We start from the raw sequence: 6,141 nt of genomic DNA, 5'->3' as shown, positions 1-6,141 counted from the left end.
CCGGCCGCGGCGACGGTCTGGGAACGCCGGCCTGGCCGCGAGCTGGGAGGTCGACATTTCCGGCCGCCTGTCGCAGGCCAGCCGCGCGGCCTCGCTGGATGCGCAATCGCGCGAGGCGCTGTTGCAGTCGACCCGGCTGATGGTGCAGGCCGACGTGGCGCAGACCTACCTGGCGCTGCGCTTCGCCGACCAGGAGCGCCGCCTGGTGCGAGACACGGTGGCGGCCTACCGCGAGACGCTGGCGCTGACGCAGCGCCGCTACCAGGCGGGCGACGTGGCCGAGCTGGACCTGGCGCGGGTGCAGACCGAGGTGGCCGCGACCGAGGCCGAGGCGATCAGCCTGGACCGCCGCCGGGCCGAGCTGGAGAACGCCTTGTCGGTGCTGCTGGGCGAGCCGGCCTCGGGCTTCAAGGTGGCCGAGGACACGGCGCTGGCGGCCCTGCCGGCGATCCCGTCGGGCCTGCCGAGCGCGATGCTGGCGCGTCGTCCGGACGTGGCCGCGGCGCAGCGCGGCCTGCTGGCGGCGCAGGCGCGGGTGGGCGTGGCGCAGGCCGCGTGGTTCCCGAGCCTGACGCTGACGGCCAACGGCGGTTATGCCTCGCCGGAGCTGAGCGATGTGTTCCGGTGGTCGGCGCGGGCGTGGTCGGTCGACGCGCTGCTGTCGCTGCCGATTTTCGACGGTGGCCGGCGCAAGGCCGGCGTCGAATCGGCGACGGCGGGCCTGGACCTGGCGATGTCGAGCTACCGCCAGCAGTTGCTGCAGCGCTGCGCGAGGTCGAGGACTCGCTGGTGGGTCTGCAGACCTTGTCGCAGCAGGCGGACGTGCAAGGGCAGGCGGTGCAGTCGTCGACGCGCGCGACGGCGCTGTCGGACTCGCGCTACCGCAACGGGCTGGTCAGCCAGCTGGATCTGCTGGACGCGCGCCGCAGCGAGCTGCGCAACCGCCGCGCGGCGCTGCAGGTGCAGGCGGCGCAGTACCAGGCGACGGTCGGACTGGTGCGCGCGCTGGGCGGCGGTTGGAACGCCCCGGCCTGAGGCCCGCGGCCGGGCAAGGCCCGGCCCCTTCATTCGCGACCGGCTCATGACCGGTGCCCCTTTGGGCGTGCAGGGATGCATGCCCTTTTTTCGTTTGAGGCCTGGATGACTTGCGTCGCGACGTCGGGGCTCTGCCCAACGGGGCGTGCCAGCCCGATCAAACTGGCTTGCCCTCAGCGGTTCCTGCGATAGGCACTACTTGAAGCCGGTAGCACGGGGGTCATTTACGCAAACTGGCTTCGTTGAGGCGCGATGAGTCGATCGATACCTTGCTTGAATGTCGATCCAATCCTTCGCGTGCCGGGAGACCGAACGCCTCTTCACATCCGGGCGTACGACACGCTTCGTGAACGTGAAGGGTCCGGCGGAGCGCAAGTTGGCGCAGCTCGATGCGGCGCCAGCGGTCGAGTTCATGCGAACGCCGCCGGGAAACGACATGAAGTGGTACGACGGCGCCTGGCACGTCAGAATCAACGACCAATGGCGGCTGACGTTCGGGTGGGGAGACGAAGGACCCATCGACGTCAGGATCGAGGATCCACATTGAGCGATATGGAACCTGTCCTGAGGTACTGCCTACAGTGATCGCATACGAGCTAGGACGAACGAGGTAAGCAATGTTCAGGAACGGAATGCGCCCGATCCATCCGGGAGAGATCCTCTTCGAGGACTACATCAAGCCGATGGGCATCAGCGTCCATGCACTCTCCAAGGCGCTGCACGTGCCCTATTCGCGATTGCGCGAGATCGTCGATGGGCAGCGCAGCGTGTCTCCCGACACCGCCCTGCGGTTGGAGCGCTACTTTGGCAGTGATGCGCAAGGGTGGCTCAACCTGCAATCGGCCTACGACCTGCGGCGCGCCGAGAAGGCTGCGGGACGAATCATCAAACGCGAGATCCGTCCGCTGGCCCTGGCGGCGTGACGAGGGCCGCTCAACAGTGCCCGCCCGCCCGGGCGCGGATCCGGCGCCATCCGGCGCGCATCAGCCAGGTCCCGACGCCCGCGAGCAGCAGCACGATCACCAGCGCGCCTGTCGCGTCGCTCGGCGCGCCCGCGCCCTCCGCGGCGCCGATCAAGGGGCTCAGCGCATTCACGCCCGCCACCACCGCCGCGATCCACAGCACCGCGCCGCCCGCCAACTGCCCAAGGGCGACCAGCTTGTTCATGCCTTCACTCCGGATGTCGTCAAAGGACGCAGCGTAACGGTCGCAGCGCCGCTTCCTCGATCAAAGCCCCGCGCGCAGGAACGGCATCACCGCCGCCAGCAGCGCGTCGGGCGCCTCCTCGGGGATGTAGTGACCGCAGGGCAGGGCCTCGCCGTCGACCTCCGAGGCCACACGCCGCCATTCCGCCAGCGGATCGAAGCACTTGGCCACCACGCCCTGCGCGCCCCAGTAGACGCGCAGCGGCATCGCCAGCTTGACGCCGGCATCGCGGTCCGCCCGGTCGTGTTCGAGGTCGATGCCCGCGGCGGCGCGGTAGTCCTCGCACATGCCGTGCGCGGTGCCGGGCAGCGCCAGCGCCCGCTGGTACTCCACGAATGCGCGCGGGTCGAAGGCCGCCTGGCCCGCATGCCGGCGTCCCATCGTGTCCCGCGCATAAGCGGCAGGGTCGGCCTCGATCAGCCGCTCCGGCATCGGCGCCGGCTGGATCAGGAAGAACCAGTGCCAATACGCCCGCGCGAAGGCCTCGGTCGTCTGCTCGTACATCGCCAGCGTCGGCGCGATGTCCAGCAGCGCCAGCCGCTCGACCACCGCGGGATGGTCCGCCGCCATCCGGTGCGCCACCCGCGCGCCGCGGTCGTGGGCCAGCACGCGGAAGCGCCCATGCCCCAGCGCGGCCATCACCGCGACCAGGTCCAGCGCCATGCGCCGCTTGCTGTAGTTCGCGTGGTCCGACGCGCCGGCGGGCTTGGACGAATCGCCATAACCGCGCAGGTCCGGCATCACGACGCTGAACTGCGCCGCCAGCGCCGGCAACACGCGGTGCCAGATCGCCAGCGTCTGCGGATGGCCGTGGATCAGCAGCAGCGGCGGCCCCTCGCCGCAGACGCGCGCGTGGATGCGCACGCCGGGCTCGACCTCGACGGACAGGCGCCGCGCGGCCGGCGGGAACAGGGCATCGGCCGGATGCGGCTCGGCGATGAACCTGGCGGTGAAGGAAGGAGTGGAAGGGGCGCTCATGGTCCGATGCTAGGGTCGCTGTCCTCGGTCGCGCTGTCGGGCACGAGACACTGCGCCCGCGAGCGCCGCTCCCAGGCTGCCAGCGCCACCAGCACGGCGCAGGCGAAGGCGCTGGTCGCCACCGGCGGCCAGGCCTGCACGAAGGGCCCCGCCGCCGCCAGCACCAGCACCGCCACGCCGTGCGACCACGGCCAGTGCCCGACCACCGCGCGCTTGAACAGCCCGACGCCGACGGCATACAGCCCCACGCCGCCAAGCAGGCACAGCGCCGTCTTCAGGTCGGTGTGGCCGTCGGGATGGGCGAGCACGAACTCGTCCGCCGCCGCGTTGACGATGATCCCGGCCACGATGGGCAGGTGGATGTAGGTGTAGGCCAGTCGCGCCAGCCGCCCCGGATCGTCGCTGTGGGTGATGCGGCCGGTGGCGAAGTCGTTGGTGGTGTCGAAGTAGAGCCACCACAGCGCCAGGCTGCCGGCGAAGGAGACCAGGAAGGCCAGCAGGCTCATCGGCGTCAGCGGCGCCGCGGCGAAGGTCGCGCCGGTGACCAGCAGCGATTCGCCCAGCGCGATGATCACGAACAGCGCGCAGCGCTCGGCCAGGTGGCCGCCGGAGACATTCCAGTCCGCCGTCGTCGACCGGCCCAGCCCCGGCACGAAGAACCCGGCCGACGGGCCGATCACCTCGATCCCCAGGGCCACGACCCACAGCGGCACCCGCAGGTCCTCATGCAGCGCGCCGGCGATCCACAGCGCGGCAGACACCGACAGCCATGCGCCGATGCGCTGGAAGTTGCGTACCAGGGCCAGGTCGCGCCGCGCGCCGCCCAGAGGAAGAACAGCGTGCGGCCGACCTGCAGGGCGGTGAAGGACAGCGCGAACATCAGCGCGCGCTCGCCGAAGGCCTGGGGCAGCGACACCGACATCAGCAACCCGGCCAGCATCATCGCGAACAGGCACAGCCGCACCGGCAGCCGCTCCGGGTCCAGCCAGTTCGTCACCCACGAGGTGAAGATCCACACCCACCAGACCGCCAGCATCAGGAAACCGGTCTGCGCCGCGCCGCGCAGCGTGACGCCGTCGTGGGCGAAATGCCCGATCAGCGTGTGCGACAGCTGCGTGACGGCGAAGACGAAGACGAGGTCGAAGAACAGCTCGACGAAGCTGACCTTGGCATGGCCGTGCGGGTCGGGACGGCGCAGGAGGGGAATCCGGGACATCCCCGGACTGTCGCACGCGGCCATGAGCCCTCCACCGGGGCCGATGCCAGCTTGACGCAGATCGCACGGCCGCACCCATAATCGCCCGCACTCCTCTCTACCGCCGGCTCCCGCCGGACCCGTCCCGCCGATCCGCCTTCAAGAGACCGACCCGCCCGAGACGTCGCATGCGTTCCTCCGCCGAGCCGATCCACCGCACCAGCCTCGGTCGCGGCGTGGGGCTCCTGATGGTGGCCCTGGTGGCCATGGGCGTGATCGTGGCGCTGCTGGCCTGGCGGGCGCGGGCGACGCTGGACGACCTGCGCCGCGCCGACCGCATCAACAACGTGCTGCCGTCGATGACCACGCTGATGGAGGACCTGCTCAATGCGGAGACCGGCCAGCGCGGCTACCTGCTGACGCAGCGCGCCAGCTACCTGCAGCCCTACCGCGATGCCGTGCGCAACCTCGACCGCCGCGTCGAGGAGCTCGACGCCCGCGACCAGGACCCCGCCCACGCGCCGAAACTGGCGCGCGTGCGCGAACTGGTGAACCTCAAGCTCGGCGAGATGAACCAGACGATCCGGCTGCACGATTCGGGCCGGCAGGACGAGGCGCTGGAACTGGTGCTCAACGACCAGGGCCTGCACCACATGGACGAGCTGCGCGACGTGCTGGGCGAGCTGACCTCGTCGCTGCGCGCCGAGCGCGCCGCGATCAGCGAGCGGCTGTCGCGCGAGGCCGGCCACACCGAGCTGCTGATGCTGGCCGGGCTGGCGATGCTGGGGCTGTTCACCGTGATGGCGACCTCCCAGGTCGTCCTGCGCTCGCGCGAGCTGATGCGGACGCAGAAGCGCCTCAAGGGCATCACCGACAACGTGCCCGCGCTGATCAGCCATTACGACGCCGACGGCCTGCTGCGCTTCGCCAATGCCGAGGTCGGCCGCGTCTTCCACGCCGATCCGGCCGCGCTGCGGGGCCGCACGCTCGAGCAGGTTCGCGGGACCGAGAACGCGGCGCAGATGCGCCCCTTCGTCGAGCGCGTGATGCGTGGCGAGGCGGTGTCCTTCGACGCCGAGCAGGTCATCGACGGCGAGACGCTGCACTTCCACCAGCGCTTCGTGCCGGAGCTGGTCGACGGCCGCGTCGAGGGCTTCTACGCCTGCTCGATGGACATCACCGAGCGCAAGCGCGCCGAGGCGCTGGTCGCCGCGAGCGAGCGCCGCATGAAGGCCGTCACCGACAACCTGCCGGTGTTCATCACCTACATCGACGCCGAGCGCCGGATGCGCTACGTCAACGAGACCCTGCGCACCTGGTTCGGCCTGGACCCGCAGGCGGCGATCGGGCTGCACATCGACGACGTGTTCGGGCAGGCCAGCACCAGTCAGCGCAGCGCGCAGCTGGACCTGGCGCTGAGCGGCGAGCGGGTCGAGTTCGAGATCACCTCGGTGATGCTGGGCAAGCAGCGGCACCTGCGCACCGTGTACGTGCCCGACGTGGTCGCGGACGGTCGCGTGCAGGGCATCTTCACCCTGTCCGTCGACATCACCGTCATGAAGCAGGCCGAGGCGCAGCTGGCGCGGCTGGCCAGTTCCGACGCGCTCACCGGGCTGCCAACCGGCGCGAGTTCGACCAGGCGCTGGCCGCGGCGCTGGCGCGGCAGCGTCGGCTCGCGCGCGAGGGCCGCGTGATGGCGCTGCTGTTCCTGGACATCGACCGCTTCA

Annotated in this window: 7 protein-coding genes and 1 pseudogene; 4 read left to right on the top strand and 4 right to left on the bottom strand. The window is 70.7% G+C overall.

Annotation, left to right across the window (positions count from 1 at the left end):
* The 3 genes and pseudogenes from FUT87_RS03920 to FUT87_RS03910 all read left to right on the top strand — a co-directional run.
* Window positions 1–1,035: pseudogene (locus FUT87_RS03920) on the top strand (efflux transporter outer membrane subunit); the annotation flags it as partial.
* A gap of 277 nt (window positions 1,036–1,312) precedes the next feature.
* A complete protein-coding gene (locus FUT87_RS03915) occupies window positions 1,313–1,582 on the top strand; it encodes a type II toxin-antitoxin system RelE/ParE family toxin (RefSeq protein ID WP_147240152.1) in 270 nt (89 codons plus the stop codon).
* A gap of 85 nt (window positions 1,583–1,667) precedes the next feature.
* Entirely contained in the window at window positions 1,668–1,958 is a 291-nt protein-coding gene (locus FUT87_RS03910; RefSeq protein WP_404935355.1) for a HigA family addiction module antitoxin, read from the top strand.
* 10 nt (window positions 1,959–1,968) lie between these two features.
* Here the strand turns inward: FUT87_RS03910 and FUT87_RS03905 are convergent, their stop codons facing one another.
* The 4 genes from FUT87_RS03905 to FUT87_RS30290 are packed head-to-tail and all read right to left on the bottom strand — an operon-like array spanning window position 1,969 to window position 4,435.
* Window positions 1,969–2,202, bottom strand: a complete 234-nt coding sequence (locus FUT87_RS03905; protein ID WP_147240150.1) for a hypothetical protein — start codon at window positions 2,200–2,202, stop codon at window positions 1,969–1,971.
* A 60-nt stretch (window positions 2,203–2,262) separates the two neighbouring features.
* The gene (locus tag FUT87_RS03900) at window positions 2,263–3,219 is read right to left on the bottom strand and encodes an alpha/beta fold hydrolase (protein WP_147240149.1); all 957 of its coding nucleotides are present in this window, start codon (window positions 3,217–3,219) and stop codon (window positions 2,263–2,265) included.
* Window positions 3,216–3,986, bottom strand: a complete 771-nt coding sequence (locus tag FUT87_RS30295) for a low temperature requirement protein A (protein WP_255511650.1) — start codon at window positions 3,984–3,986, stop codon at window positions 3,216–3,218. Before FUT87_RS30295 ends, FUT87_RS03900 begins: the two co-directional genes overlap by 4 nt.
* Entirely contained in the window at window positions 3,896–4,435 is a 540-nt protein-coding gene (locus FUT87_RS30290) for a low temperature requirement protein A (protein WP_255511649.1), read from the bottom strand. The genes FUT87_RS30295 and FUT87_RS30290 overlap by 91 nt, the downstream gene beginning before the upstream one ends.
* Before the next feature lie 167 nt (window positions 4,436–4,602).
* Between FUT87_RS30290 and FUT87_RS03890 the strand changes: the two genes are divergently transcribed.
* Complete coding sequence (locus tag FUT87_RS03890; protein ID WP_147240148.1) at window positions 4,603–6,108, top strand: PAS domain-containing protein; 1,506 nt, start codon at window positions 4,603–4,605, stop codon at window positions 6,106–6,108.
* The last annotated feature ends 33 nt before the right edge of the window (window positions 6,109–6,141 follow it).

It is taken from the genome of Mitsuaria sp. TWR114, assembly GCF_007997345.1.
Note: the sequence above shows the minus strand (reverse complement) of the source record. Positions and strands in the feature narration are given on the sequence as shown.